Origin of the sequence: Chitinophaga sp. (assembly GCF_035538455.1) — a bacterium.
In the GTDB taxonomy this organism is placed as follows: domain Bacteria; phylum Bacteroidota; class Bacteroidia; order Chitinophagales; family Chitinophagaceae; genus Chitinophaga.
On sequence record NZ_DATLKJ010000221.1, the window covers coordinates 1 to 13,697 of the forward strand.

Genomic DNA, 13,697 nt, shown 5'->3' on the forward strand with positions numbered 1-13,697 from the left:
TAAATACCAAAATACCTTTTGATGATTCTCAGCTTATGCGTTCTCTCCCCGGTGTCCGCATTGATGATTCCCTGATTATCTATCGGATCAACCCTTACCTTCCCGGATGAATGTATGATCTCATGATCGTTGAGCAATATGCCCACATGCGTAATCCGCCCCTCCTCATTATCAAAAAATGCAAGGTCCCCGATCCTCGCTTCCAGCAGAAAGTCGACACCTGCCCCCTGCGTTGCCTGCTGATAAGCATCACGCTGCAGCCGGATACCCATAACTTTGAACACATTCTGGGTAAAACCCGAACAGTCAACCCCGAACACACTTCTGCCACCCCACAGATAAGCGGTATTGAGATAAGTAAAGGCGGCGGCTTTGAGACGGGAGGCATCTACCGGTTTGTCTGGTTGCCACGGCTGCGGCTTGTCTTCCAGCACCACTCTTACGTCTCCCCATTGTGTTGAAAGATCGTTGTTATTCTTCAACAGGCAGGTAAAAGGTACCATCATCTTCTGACCATTCATCATCACGTGGTTTACCCAACCTGGCATATACCAGTTTGCAGGTGCGTTGTACAGTTCCCCGTTAATTTCCTCCAGATGTGAGAGGGAAACCCAGCCGGCATATCCGTCATATTGATTCTTTATCTGTACCCAGCCCCCCGACGCGGTGTCAGTGATTTCCACACATTCGCCCCACAGTAACTGGGAGATCATTTCGCTTCTATGTGCGGCCTCAGCACGTATTGGCGCAACTGGCACAATTGTAATAGCATATGGCATATTAATTGTATAAATCCGTTTTATTATTCAATTATCCGTTGTACGAGTGAACTTTTTCGGCTTTCATACGTAAATATAGAGTAATAAGTTTATGCACCAACAGTTAACCAATTTATCAGATAAGGAACTCATATCCCGGGCCAGAAAACAAAAAGACCGGGAGGCTGAAGGCGTGTTGATGGACAGATACAGCCATTTGATGGTTGCCGTCACACTTCCTTACCTGAAGAATAACCCCTCTCTTGACCCTGGTATGATATTCCCCGCCTTATTGCAGCGACTAAGCGCCAGCCTTAAAACGCAGACCATTTACAAAGCCAACGAATGGATACTGCACACACAAAAAGGATATTTGGGCAAGCCGGAGAGAAACACCCCATTCTATCCGTCGCGCGATGGCAGAGATCTTCTTCATATTGAAAACAAAGTGGAAAAAGCCTCTACTAATATTATCGACCAGCAGGACCTTGCAGTCAGGCTGGAACAGGCGCTTCAGCGAATGAGCGCTGAAGACAGAGAGCTGCTCACTGCCTTTTATATAGAGAATAAATCATTTGCTGACCTTTCAGCCGCAAAAGGAATATCTCGCGATAAACTGAGGAGCCAGCTGAAAACCGCCAAGGGGAAACTTGCCAAGCTATATATGAATCAGGGATATGTTTAACAGCAAACAGAATAATGAGAAACTACTGAAAGTCTTTTCCGGTATCCGATGCCTCAACAAGGACCAGTTGCCCCGTTATCTGGACGGAAGGCTGACAGAGGTGGAGAAACACCTTGTAGAGCAACATCTGGCGGATTGTGATCTGTGCTTCGAAGCCTTGCAGGCCTTGGAACAGGACAATAATGCCGACAAATACCAGGAACTGACCGGACAACTGCAACGCTATATACATCAGAGCATAGAGCCTGTATCACAAGTGCAGAAGATAGCACAGTATACCCGTAAGGAACGGAAAAAGGAGAGTCTGCTGGTATACTTCTGGCTGCTGGCTTTTGCCGTGCTCGGCGTGAGCAGTATATACGTACTGCGCGGTCATATGCGCAATCAGCCGGCTCCCAGGATCATGGCGGCGGCTGCGCGACAGAAACAGGACAGTACCGATACGCTTGCTACAGCGCAGCAACCCATTGTAACACCTGTGCCGGACAATCAGACTACATCACCGCGTAATACTCACACCGGGGTAACTGCGAATACCACCAAACCTGCAGACGCTGCCAAAGTGCCTGCTACTCCCGTTGCACCGGTTGTCCGTAATACTGCTGACTCCATCGCCAAAGCCAAGGCAGCAGCACTGAAAGCCCAGCAACGCAGAGCAACTACAGACAGTATCCGCAGGGCGAATCTGCAAAGGCAACAGGATTCTGTGAGGAAAGCAACGGAGAAAAAAGAAGCTGAAAAGAAAGAAGAAAAGAAACCTGAACCCAAACAGGACCCTAAACCTGAAGTGAAGGACCCACCAGCCGAACCTAAAAAAGATCCCGGTACAGAGCCTGTCAACAGCGATGAATACCTATACAAAGCCGCTATGGTTTATCAGCAGCAGGGCAACCTCAATGAAGCCATAGACCGCTATAAAAGGATTACCTCCATCAGCTCCGGTAAATATGCTGAGATGGCACGCTATCAGCTCGCGATATGCTATCGCAGCAAAGGCCAGATGGGCAAAGCACGCCGCATGTTCAGGGAAGTGATCCGTATGGAAGGTTCCATGAAAAATGCAGCCCAGCAAGCATTAGACAGCATGTAAATTATTTAGGGATTTAGATATTTTTTTATTTTGGTATTTATAAATGCAGCGAAGATCGGTTACAGTTGCCCACACAGGATCTCCGCTGCATTTATAAATACCAAAATAAAAAAATATCTAAATCCCTAAATTTTTATGGAGTTTTGTGAGCGCATGCATCTAACATGCAGCATTCCATTTTAGCCTGTGAATAATCCGGACATACAAAAACTAACAGACCAGGAATTACTGCAACGGTATAAAGCTGACAAGGACAGTGAGTGGATAGGTGTGCTGTTTGACCGGTATGCCCTGCTGATGCTGGGTATGTGCATGAAATACCTGAAGAACGAGGAAGATGCACGCGACGCCGTGCAGCAGATCTTCCTGAAAGTATTATCAGATCTGCATAAACATGAGATACAGTTTTTCCGTGCCTGGATCTACCAGGTTACCAAAAACCATTGCCTGATGCAGCTGCGCCAACACCATCTGAAATACAAAGAGGAAATCACCGACAGAAGTATGGATATGGCGGCCGAACAGACGGATACCAAAGCCCACCAGGAAAAAGATATCCTGCTGGAGAATATGGAACACGCGCTTTCACAGCTGAACGGCGAACAGCGAACCTGTGTGGAACTATTCTACCTGCAAAAACAATCTTACCACCAGATCGCTGATAAAACCGGATTCTCCCTGTTACAGGTGAAGAGCTATATACAAAACGGAAAACGAAACCTGAAGTTGATACTGGAAAAACAACAACGCGCAAAAAGAAGTTAATTTGCACCATTGGATATGAACGAGCATTTCAACGATATATTTGTAACTACCGGTTGCCCTTCGCAGCAACAGCTCCTGGACTATGTACAGGGAAGGCTGACTCCTGAGGAGCAACACGAAGTGGAAATGCACCTGGCTGATTGTGAGCTGTGCAGTGAAGCGCTGGAAGGACTTGCAGCCATTAAGGATAAGCAGAAAATTCCCGGATGGCTCAGCGAAATGAAATGGGAACTCCTGAAGAAATTACGTAAGCGCTCACATACCAGAAGAAAACCTGAGATCTATCTATACCTTACATTGATCATCGTCTGTATCATATTTCTGCTGCTGGCTCTTTTCTGGGGTTATCATTTTGCTATTCAACACCGGTAAAGATTTAGGTATTTTGTGATTCAGGTATTTTGTGATTTATAAACGCAGCGGAGATGGACATTTGCTGTTTGAAATAAAAAATAACAAAATAGAAAAATACCTCAATACAGTGTTTTATCATTCTTTTCCTTCCACTGCCGGAACACCTCTCCTGCCTCAGGATCAGGCATTGCAATCAGTGGAATTTTCTTTTCGCTGTGCGGTACGTTTATCTCCCGGTAAATAAATGAATCATCAAATTCAATAGCGGCAGCATCCTCTTTTGTATTAGCGTAATATACACGCATCGGGCGCGACCAGTAAATAGCGCCAAGGCACATCGGGCAAGGCTCACAGGATGTAAATATTTCGCAGTCTGATAACTGGAATGTACCCAGCTTCTGGCACGCATTCCTTATGGCCATTACTTCCGCATGTGCTGTAGGATCATTGTTGCATAACACCTGGTTCCAGCCTTCACCGATGATCTCGTTTCCCCTCACCACCACAGAGCCGAAAGGCCCGCCTTCCCCGCTTTCCATTCCTCTCCGCGAAAGCGCTATCGCATGCTGCATAAACCGTTTTTCTCTTTCCCCTATCATTTCGTTAGTTATTTTGATTCATTCAAATGTAACAAAAAAAACCCCGCGAAGAATCGCGGGGTTTATCGTTAAACTTATGTATCGTCGTATTTAGAGTTACTTGTTTCTTATTACTACAACACCGTCAAACACATCAACCAGTACGGGTTTGGATTTATCAATATCTCCTGCGAGAATCTTTTTACTCAGCAGGTTAATGATCTCTTTCTGGATAAGCCTTTTCAGCGGTCTTGCACCAAACTGAGGATCATAGCCCTGTACGGAGAGGTATTCAAGTGCATAATCAGAAAATTCCAATATCATGCCACTTTTAGCTACCAGCTCTTTCAATTGTTGTAATTGAATGTTAATAATTCCCTTAATCTCGTCTCTCATCAGCGGCTGGAACATAATCACTTCATCTACCCTGTTCAGAAACTCAGGACGGATCGTCTGACGCAGCAGTGTCATCACTTCTTCCTTGGTACGGTCTACTATCTCTTCCCGGTTGCTATCGTTGATATTTTCGAAATTCTCCTGAATGATATTGCTACCCATGTTGCTGGTCATGATGATGATGGTGTTTTTGAAATTCACCACACGGCCTTTGTTGTCTGTAAGACGGCCGTCATCGAGTACCTGCAGCAGGATGTTGAATGTATCGGGGTGCGCTTTTTCAATCTCATCAAGCAGCACTACTGAGTAGGGCTTGCGGCGTACGGCCTCTGTCAGCTGACCACCTTCATCGTATCCCACATATCCCGGAGGCGCACCTACCAGGCGGCTTACGGCATGTTTCTCCTGGTACTCGCTCATGTCTATACGGGTCATCATTGATTCATCGTCAAACAGATATTCTGCGAGCGCTTTTGCCAGCTCTGTTTTACCGACACCGGTAGTACCGAGGAAGATAAATGAACCAATTGGCCGTTTCGGGTCCTGCAATCCTGCGCGACTCCGGCGGATTGCATCAGATACGGCGATGATGGCTTCTTCCTGGCCTACAACACGCTGGTGCAGTTCATCTTCCAGGTGCAACAGTTTGTCTTTCTCGCTCTGCATCATCCTGGCCACCGGGATACCTGTCGCTTTAGCAACATTCTCCGCGATGTCTTCTGCATCTACTTCCTCTTTAAGAAGGCGTTTGTTATGCTCGGATATTTTATTCAGTTCGTCGGTCTGATCCTGTACCAGTTTCTCCTGCTCTTTTATTTTACCGTAGCGGATTTCAGCTACACGTCCGAAGTCGCCGTTACGCTCTGCCTGTTCTGCCTCAAGTTTCAGATTCTCGATGGCTGATTTGGCATTCTGTATTTTGTCCACCACTTCTTTCTCTGCCTGCCATTTGGCTTTGAAGGTATTTCTCTCTTCACCCAGTCTTGCTATCTCTTCACCCAGCTCACGCAGTTTCTCTGCGTCATTCTCTCTCTTAATTGCTTCTCTTTCGATCTCCAGCTGACGTATTCTTCTTTCCAGTTCATCCAGTTCTTCGGGCATGGAGTTCATTTCCAGGCGGAGTTTTGCAGCACTTTCATCGATCAGGTCAATGGCCTTATCGGGCAGGAAACGATCGGTGATATAGCGGTGCGACAACTCCACGGCCGCGATGATAGCGTCGTCTTTTATCAGTACATGGTGATGGCTTTCGTATCTTTCTTTCAGTCCGCGCAGGATAGAGATGGCGTCTTCCACGGACGGCTCATCTACCAGCACTTTCTGGAAACGGCGTTCCAGCGCTTTGTCTTTCTCAAAATACTTCTGGTATTCATTGAGTGTGGTAGCGCCGATTGCACGGAGCTCACCGCGGGCCAGAGCGGGCTTAAGGATGTTGGCCGCGTCCATAGCGCCTTCCATAGCACCAGCCCCGATCAGGGTATGTATTTCGTCGATGAACAGAATGATCTCTCCATCGCTGTCTGTTACTTCTTTCACCACGGCTTTAAGTCTTTCTTCAAACTCACCGCGGTACTTCGCGCCGGCCATCAGTGCGCCCATATCAAGCCCATAGATGGTTTTGGATCGCAGGTTCTCAGGCACGTCTCCGTTGAGGATACGGTGCGCTAACCCTTCTACAATGGCGGTTTTACCAACACCGGGCTCACCTACCAGGATAGGGTTGTTCTTGGATCTGCGTGAGAGGATATGCAGCGTTCTGCGGATCTCTTCATCACGGCCGATCACCGGATCGAGCTTGCCTTCACGGGCCAGTTCATTCAGGTTCTTTGCATACTTCTGCAAGGTATTGTACTGGGCGCCGCCTGACTGCGAATTAACAGTATCACCTTTTCGTAGTTCCTTGATAGCTGCCTTCAGGCCTTTCTCCGTGAGGCCTGCGTCTTTCAGTAATTTTGCTGTATCGTCGCTGCCGGCCAACAGGGCCAGCAGGAGGTGTTCCACGCTTACAAATTCATCTTTGAATTCTTTGATCCCATTGCCTGCGCGGAGCATAACATTGTTGGCGTCGCGGCTCAGTACCTGACCGGCTTCGCCGCCCGCAATGCGGGGGTATTTCTGCAGCTGTTCATCCAGCTTGCTGTTTAAAAAACTGGTGTTTACCGCATTCTTCTTCAGCAGGTATTCAACCGGACTGTCATTGTCGTCCAGTAAGGCCTTCAGGATATGTCCTGTTTCTATGGCCTGGTTCTGGTTATTGAAAGCCAGCTGTTGTGCCTGTTGTAATGTTTCCTGTGATTTTATAGTGAAATTGTTGAGATTCATATGCCTATAATTTTTCTCTTTTTTGCGTTTTCAAACGCGTATGAGTAACAACAAACCCTGATCCAATGTTCTGGCACCTGAAATTTTGACGTATAAGGATTGTATTTCCTGCATTTTTAGCAGAAAATTAGCTTAGTAACTGCTAATTTTTCATTAAACTGAGTCTTAATGCTGTATTAAATTAGTGTTCATATGAAAGCAGTGAACCACTTTTTTTTGTATGTATTGTTCCTAACATCAACGCATATACTATTTGCCCAGCGTAAAACAGCGGGGCATGAAATAACTGTCCGTCCAGGAACCGGTGTTGTTGGAACATTGCCGACCGCTATTCTCCGCTACCGGACCCTTCACCCGGAAGAGGATATTATAGTGAAGTTTACCACCGGGACCTACTACCTGGACACTACACTCCTGATCACTCCCGCCATGACCACCGGTAACGGGCATATTATTTTGTGCAAGGCATCCGCCGGCGATAAAGTCACGCTGAGCGGTGGTAAACCACTTCAGCTGAAGTGGAAGCCCTGGAAAGACGGGATATACAGTGCACAGATTGCAATACCATTTGATTTTGACCTGTTGTATGTAAATGATGAACAACAGATCAGGGCACGGTATCCTAACTACGACAGCAGCGCGAAACACTATAACGGCAGCGCTGCAGATGCGCTCAGTCCTGCAAGGGTAAAGACCTGGAAGCACCCCGAAGGCGGCTACGTACATGCACTGCACAAGGCTGAGTGGGGTGGTTACCATTACCGTATCACGGGTGTGAACAACGACGGTACACTACAGCTGGAAGGCGGCTACCAGAACAACCGGCAGATGGGAATGCACGCCCAGCACAGGTTTGTGGAGAATATCCTTGAAGAGCTGGACGGTCCAAGAGAATGGTATTACAATAAAGCTACCCAAACATTGTACTATAAACCACTTCCGGGCACGGATCTGAACAAGGCCACCATAGTGGTTTCCAGGCTACCGCAGGTGATAACGCTGAAAGGCAGCAGCCAGGCGCCGGTGAAAAATGTGAAAATAGAAGGCTTCCGCATTGCGCATACGGCGCCAACGTTTATGGATACACGCGAACCACTGCTTCGCAGCGACTGGACCATCTACCGCGGCGGCGCCGTGATGCTGGACGGCACACGCAACTGCAGCATCCTGCAATGCGATTTCGACCACAACGGCGGCAATGCCGTATTCGTCAGCAATTATAACAGAGGCGCAATGATCAGCGGATGTAACATCCATGATGCAGGCGGCAGCGGTATCTGTTTTGTTGGCAACCCGGCTGCTGTGCGCTCTCCTCTTTTTGAGTATAATAAGTCGCAGGAATTTACGGCCATTGACACCGTTAGCGGCCCTAAAACGCCCGATTACCCCGACTCCTGTACAGCCAGTGATAACCTGATACACCACACCGGGCGTATTGAAAAACAGAGCGCAGGCGTGCAGATCTCTATGGCAATGGATATTACCGTATCACATAACACCATATACAATGTTCCGCGGGCAGGCATCAACATCAGCGAAGGTACCTGGGGCGGCCATGTCATCGAATACAACGACGTGTTCAATACGGTCCTGGAAACCGGCGACCACGGCGCCTTTAACTCCTGGGGGCGTGACCGCTACTGGCACCCTGACCGCGAGAAAATGGATAGCCTTGTGCAGCTTTACCCCTGGCTGGTGAAGCTGGATGTCATCAAAACGATTGTACTGCGCAACAACCGGTTCCGCTGCGATCACGGCTGGGACATAGACCTGGACGACGGCTCCTCCAACTATCATATCTACAACAACGTCTGTCTCAACGGCGGACTCAAACTCCGCGAAGGTTTCTACAGAACAGCAGAGAATAATATCATCCTTAACAATTCCTTTCATCCGCATGTATGGTTCGCCAACAGTCATGATACTTTCCGTTACAACATCGTGACCGCTGGCTATAAACCAATAGGTATCAGATATTGGGGCGATGAGATCGACTATAACTTCTTTCCGGATAAAAACAGCCTGCCTGCTTCTACCGACGCGCATTCCTTATACGGTGATCCCCAATTCATCCATCCGTCAACCGGAGACTATCGGGTAAAACCAGGCTCACCTGCGTTGAAGACAGGCTTCCGCAACTTCGCTATGGACTCCTTTGGCGTTGTATCTCCCGGGCTAAAACGGGTGGCTGCACGGCCTCCCCTGCCTGTATTACAACAACAACAGCAGCAACAAGGCCTCATCATTACCTGGAAAGGCGCCAGGGTGAAGAATATTGAAACCCTTGGAGAACGTTCCGCTACCGGGCTTCCGGACAACAACGGCGCCTACTTTGTTGAGGTACCTGCCGGATTTAAAAACTGTATAAAAACCGGAGATGTGGTGCTGAAAGTAGGCGATGAAGCGATACGCAATGTAAACGAGATGATCAAAGCTTTCGAGAAGAACAAAACGAAGAAGGTAAAGGTCACCATTTTCCGCCACCAGAACTATGATTATTGTGATTGGTATGATGCAGATGATGAGCGGAGATAAGCGGACTGGGATTATTTGTAATTTCCCGTGATCATTAAATTCTTCAGGCTTTGCCCAAACTATACTGCATAATTCCGGTTATACTGTTGCTGCTTGCCAGCGGCCGGATAATGGCCCAAAGCACACTATCCGGCACAGTAGCTTCCACGGAGGATAGCCTTCCTGTAGCGGGAGTGAGTATCCTCAATAAGCAAACCGGCCGTTCGGTGGTGGGTGATGAACATGGTAATTTCAGTATAGCCGCGCAAAGAGGCGATACGATCCTCCTGAAAATTTTAGGGTATACTCCCCTGTTATATCTTACCAAAAAGGAAAAAACCGATGTCCGCCTATTCCTGAAGCCGCAGCCGCTGGAGCTGAATCCGGTAACCGTTCTGCATTATGGCTATCTCAAGGACTCTGCACGGTTCCGGGAAGAATTCCGCAAGTCATTTGACTTCAGGCGGCCACGCTGGAATGAAGTGGTACCCATGATAGGACTTGGCTTTGCCGTAAACATCAATGCCCTGTACAGGGCGCTGTCTTTTAACAGTAACCGCAAAAAGGACCATTTCAAAAAAATCCTGCTGAGTAAGGAGAAAGAAAATTACATAGAACGCATCTTCACACCTGAAGTGGTGAATCAGCTTACTGGTCTTGAAGGCGACAGCCTTTCGCAGTTTATGTTACGTTATGAGCCTACTTACGAATTCGTTAGAAACGCTACCACGTATGACTTGTATGAGTATATCAAGCACCGCTATGCGAGATATGCCAGCGGCGCAGATACCACAGCAACGAAATAAAATATAATAGCTTCTTACCCCAACAGATCTTTCCTGAATGCGGGCGCCTGCCGCTTATGTGTTGCCTGTTCAAAGGCATAGGCTAACCCGATAAGTGGCCCTTCTTTATATGCCGTACTAAAGAATGATAATCCGGCCGGAAGTCCATGTATAGAGCACATTGGCACCGTAATATGTGGAAAGCCTGCAATAGCTGCGGGTGTGGACATAGAAGGCTGATTATAATAATCACCATTCACCAGATCGATACAACCGGCGAGGCTATTGGTAATACCAGCCAGGGCATCCAGCTGGTGCTGTGCCATCATGTCTGTGATGATCTGCCGGGAGCTAAGTGTTTTCTTCAAGGCATCCTTATAATCCTGGCTGTTCAGATCCCCCCTGCTGTTGCTTTCTATCAGTGTTTCCTGTTTAAAAAAGGGCATAGTGGCAGATGCATGTGCCTTGTTAAAGGCGATCACATCATTCAGGGAACGGTTTTTTCCATTTGTGCCGGCGAGATAGCGGTTCACGCCGTCCTTGAATTCATATAACAGCACCTCGAATTCAGCATTTCCGCCGGTTGGCTCCATCGCCTTCATCAGGTCTACTTCTACGATAACGGCGCCCTGGGCCTTCAATACATCAATGGCTGTACGAAACGCCTGCGCAAGATCTTCGTGCACGTGGAAGTGGGATTTTTCAATGCCTATACGTTTACCTTTCAGGGCATTTTTATCCAGGAAGGAAGTGTAATCCCGGTGCGACTTTCCCTCACTTTCTTTAGTGACAGCATCAGCAGCATCCACACCGGTGAGGGCGCCCAGCAGTATAGCGGCATCCGTAACAGTACGGGCGATGGGACCAGCGGTATCCTGTGTAGCGGAAATCGGGATGATACCGGAGCGGCTCCACAGGCCTACTGTAGGTTTGATTCCGACCACGCCGTTTACAGAAGCCGGTGAAACAATGGAGCCGTCGGTTTCTGTACCAATGCTCACTGCACACAGGTTGGCGGCGGCGGCTACCGCTGAGCCGGAGCTGGAACCGGAAGGATTTCTGTCGAGGATATACGGGCTTCTGGTTTGCCCGCCGCGGCTGCTCCATCCGCTGGTTGATCGGTTTGACCGCAGGTTAGCCCACTCGCTGAGGTTGGTTTTTCCAAGTAGTACTGCTCCTGCGTTGCGTAGCTGGCGGATGATGAATGCATCGGTGGCAGCCTTGTTTCCTTCAAGCGCCAATGAACCTGCCGTGGTCATCATCTTATCTCCTGTGTTGATGTTGTCTTTTACCAGTATCGGAATACCATGCAATGGTCCCCTTATCTTTCCCTGTTTTCTTTCATTGTCGAGTGACGCTGCAATGGACAATGCATCAGGGTTTAGTTCTATTACTGATTTCAATGTGGGCCCCTGCTGGTCAATTGTACGGATACGGTTGATATAGGCACGTGTAAGAGCTACGGCGGTGGTTTTACCGCTACGCATCTGCTCCTGTAGTTGCGCTATGGTAGCTTCTTCCAGCGGGTCTGCCGATCCTGAGATACTCATACCTGGCAATGATGCTGCAAGAAGGCCGAGGCCCGTCAGTGAACCTGTGTGCAGAAAATTTCTTCTGTCCATAAGGGTTTAGATTAGAGGAAGGAATTTACAATAAATGCTGCAGATTTTATTTCTGTATAGCATTTATAAATAAAAAATGCTGACCGGTATGGTCAGCATCTCTATATCTTTTCTTTCAGGAACATTACAGTCCGAATGATTGAACCAGGGTTTCATTTTCTCTGATCCAGGTTTCTACTGCTTCATTCTCTCTGCCGTCTGCATCAGCGATGGCTCCCATGAGGGCTCCCAGCTGTTCGTCATTCAGTTTAAATTTGCGGAAGAAGTTCACAGCTACGGTATCGCGCACACTAAATTCATTGTTGGCTACTGTCTGTATCTTTTCTGTTTCACCGAATACTTTTTTGGGATCTTCCAGGAAGCGCAGTTTATAACGGGAGAACATAAAGTGGGGCGCCCATCCTGTTACCACTACCGGCATTTTTTCGTCGATGTTTTTCTTCAGGGTAGCGAGCATGGCTGCTTCGCTGGAAGATTGCAGCTGGTAGTCGAGGTTGTATTCCCTGACAGCATCTTCTGCTTTCGACATGATACCTGCACCCGCATCAATCCCAACAATATTACCGCCGAACTTAGCTTTGGCGGCATTCAGCTCATCTATAGTTTTGATATTGACATAATCAGGTACAACCAGTCCAATTCTGGCAGCATCAAAGTTGGTATTAAGCAGCGTAAGTCTGTCTCCGAATGTCTCCATATAGGATTTATGTGTAACAGGCATCCACACGTCCATAAATACATCGGCATCGCCGCCGGCAACAGCTGCGAAGATTGGCGCCACGTCTGCGTTCTTCAGCACTACCGTGTATCCTTTCTTTTCCAGCAGGTTCTTTGCAAGCTGTGTCATCGCGATACCTTCTGCCCAGTTAACGTAACCAATGGTAATCTTCTTTGTCTGCCTTGGCTTGTCCTGGTTACAGGCGGTGAAGCCCAGCGCTGCTACGGCAGCCACCAGGGTAAGGATAAAGCTCTTTCTCATATTCCAGGTTTTAAGATTTTGCACGTTGTTTCTTTTTTCCGAATGATTGTGTAATGCGATCCAGTATAATAGCAAGTATCACTACGGCGATACCACCTTCAAAACCAATACCTATTTTCAGCTGTGTGATACCTTTCAACACAATCTCGCCCAGACCGCCTGCTGCAATCATGGCGGATACCACAACCATTGAGAGCGACATCATAATAGTCTGGTTCACGCCGGCCAGTATGGTGGGCAAAGCCAGGGGCAGTTCCACTTTAAACAGTAATTGCTTTGTGGTGGCGCCAAAAGAACGGGTTGCTTCGACAATATCCTGCGGCACCTGGCTGATACCCAGTGTTGTAAGTCTCACCGCAGGAGGCATCGCAAAGATAATGGTAGCAAACACACCAGGCACTTTTCCCAGTCCAAAAAATAACACGGCTGGTATCAGGTATACGAAAGCCGGCATGGTCTGCATAAAATCCAGCAGCGGGCGCATGATGCTACCGGCTGTTTTATTTCTTGCCGCCCAGATACCCAGCGGAACACCTATGAGCAGGGCGATGAAAGCTGATACCAGGATCAGTGACAATGTTTCCATGGTGGGCGCCCAGTATCCCATTGCGTAAATCAACAACAAACCCAATACCGTTACTACACCAATACCCCACCCTGCACGTTTCCAGGCGAGCCAGCCCAACAACGCAATCACCACGTAGAAGGGCATGAAGGTAAAGACCCATTGCACGCCATCGGCCATTGCTTCTACTCCGGTCTTTATCATTTTGAAAAACGGACCAAAATTATGCGTCAGCCAGTTAATGAATTGTTCAATATATTTTCCTATTCTGATCATACTCTCTT

At 47.9% G+C, this 13,697-nt stretch carries 12 protein-coding genes; 6 read left to right on the forward strand and 6 right to left on the reverse strand.

Features of this window, described 5'->3' with window-relative positions:
- A partial coding sequence (locus tag VM802_RS26150; RefSeq protein WP_325536275.1) for a C40 family peptidase occupies window positions 1-779 on the reverse strand: 779 nt, incomplete at its 3' end.
- 91 nt (window positions 780-870) lie between these two features.
- Here VM802_RS26150 and VM802_RS26155 point away from each other — a divergent pair.
- From VM802_RS26155 to VM802_RS26170, 4 genes are all read left to right on the forward strand, one after another.
- Window positions 871-1,443 carry an RNA polymerase sigma factor gene (locus VM802_RS26155; RefSeq protein WP_325536277.1) on the forward strand — a complete coding sequence of 191 codons (573 nt, stop codon included), beginning with the start codon at window positions 871-873 and terminating at the stop codon, window positions 1,441-1,443.
- Window positions 1,436-2,533: a tetratricopeptide repeat protein gene (locus tag VM802_RS26160; protein WP_325536279.1), complete on the forward strand. Its 1,098-nt coding sequence runs from the start codon at window positions 1,436-1,438 to the stop codon at window positions 2,531-2,533. The genes VM802_RS26155 and VM802_RS26160 overlap by 8 nt, the downstream gene beginning before the upstream one ends.
- Window positions 2,534-2,719: 186 nt before the next feature.
- The gene (locus tag VM802_RS26165) at window positions 2,720-3,298 is read left to right on the forward strand and encodes an RNA polymerase sigma factor (protein ID WP_325536281.1); all 579 of its coding nucleotides are present in this window, start codon (window positions 2,720-2,722) and stop codon (window positions 3,296-3,298) included.
- A 15-nt stretch (window positions 3,299-3,313) separates the two neighbouring features.
- Complete coding sequence (locus VM802_RS26170; RefSeq protein WP_325536283.1) at window positions 3,314-3,670, forward strand: anti-sigma factor family protein; 357 nt, start codon at window positions 3,314-3,316, stop codon at window positions 3,668-3,670.
- A 101-nt stretch (window positions 3,671-3,771) separates the two neighbouring features.
- On the opposite strand, the gene VM802_RS26175 is transcribed toward VM802_RS26170, so the two are convergent.
- Together VM802_RS26175 and clpB are read right to left on the reverse strand one after the other, a co-directional pair.
- Window positions 3,772-4,251 (reverse strand): nucleoside deaminase, encoded by a 480-nt coding sequence (locus VM802_RS26175; protein WP_325536285.1) that lies wholly within the window; start codon window positions 4,249-4,251, stop codon window positions 3,772-3,774.
- A gap of 96 nt (window positions 4,252-4,347) precedes the next feature.
- On the reverse strand, window positions 4,348-6,948 hold the full coding sequence (gene clpB, locus VM802_RS26180; RefSeq protein WP_325536287.1) for an ATP-dependent chaperone ClpB: 2,601 nt from the start codon (window positions 6,946-6,948) through the stop codon (window positions 4,348-4,350).
- Window positions 6,949-7,140: 192 nt separating this feature from the next.
- Between clpB and VM802_RS26185 the strand changes: the two genes are divergently transcribed.
- Both VM802_RS26185 and VM802_RS26190 read left to right on the forward strand, forming a co-directional pair.
- Window positions 7,141-9,483 carry a right-handed parallel beta-helix repeat-containing protein gene (locus VM802_RS26185; RefSeq protein WP_325536289.1) on the forward strand — a complete coding sequence of 781 codons (2,343 nt, stop codon included), beginning with the start codon at window positions 7,141-7,143 and terminating at the stop codon, window positions 9,481-9,483.
- Window positions 9,484-9,533: 50 nt separating this feature from the next.
- The gene (locus VM802_RS26190) at window positions 9,534-10,268 is read left to right on the forward strand and encodes a carboxypeptidase-like regulatory domain-containing protein (protein WP_325536291.1); all 735 of its coding nucleotides are present in this window, start codon (window positions 9,534-9,536) and stop codon (window positions 10,266-10,268) included.
- 14 nt (window positions 10,269-10,282) lie between these two features.
- On the opposite strand, the gene VM802_RS26195 is transcribed toward VM802_RS26190, so the two are convergent.
- From VM802_RS26195 to VM802_RS26205, 3 genes are all read right to left on the reverse strand, one after another.
- On the reverse strand, window positions 10,283-11,869 hold the full coding sequence (locus VM802_RS26195; RefSeq protein ID WP_325536293.1) for an amidase: 1,587 nt from the start codon (window positions 11,867-11,869) through the stop codon (window positions 10,283-10,285).
- 124 nt (window positions 11,870-11,993) lie between these two features.
- Window positions 11,994-12,848, reverse strand: a complete 855-nt coding sequence (locus VM802_RS26200; protein WP_325536295.1) for a glycine betaine ABC transporter substrate-binding protein — start codon at window positions 12,846-12,848, stop codon at window positions 11,994-11,996.
- Window positions 12,849-12,858: 10 nt separating this feature from the next.
- Complete coding sequence (locus VM802_RS26205; RefSeq protein ID WP_325536297.1) at window positions 12,859-13,689, reverse strand: ABC transporter permease; 831 nt, start codon at window positions 13,687-13,689, stop codon at window positions 12,859-12,861.
- Window positions 13,690-13,697 lie beyond the last annotated feature (8 nt).